At 57.8% G+C, this 410-nt stretch carries 1 pseudogene; it reads right to left on the reverse strand.

Annotated features, from left to right (window positions below):
• Positions 1–223: pseudogene (locus HMPREF2932_RS08815) on the reverse strand (ATP-binding protein); the annotation flags it as partial.
• Positions 224–410 lie beyond the last annotated feature (187 nt).

Genomic DNA, 410 nt, shown 5'->3' on the forward strand with positions numbered 1-410 from the left:
ATCGGGATGCTTTCAGCAGTTTGTTGATGCGTCGTTCACGCCTGGCCGCGACTTCTTTATCGAGTGCGTAGAGCACCTTTTGGGAAAACGTCCATGCGTCGAATGCGGGATCGTTGGCGATGTCGATAACGCTTCTGCCGAAGGCAGTCATCCGCAGCGCGGTGAAGTCGGCCAGAACGGATTCGTCAAGGAAGCGATCTGTTGGCGGGGTTGGTGATGACATGGGCTTTAGTTTCCTTTCTTTGCGAGGTTGTCCATGTTGAACTGGTCTGCACCGCCGAGAAACGCGCCTGTGGTATCCCTGTCGGAGACTGCAGGGGCGGTGGATTGGTTGGTTGTGGTGCTGCGCGTGGGCTGGTCACAGCCGCGGGGCCGTGTGGCGTGTTCTTTGCGTATGGCGGCCATCATGT

It is taken from the genome of Corynebacterium sp. HMSC074H12, assembly GCF_001813755.1.
GTDB lineage: Bacteria > Actinomycetota > Actinomycetes > Mycobacteriales > Mycobacteriaceae > Corynebacterium > Corynebacterium hiratae.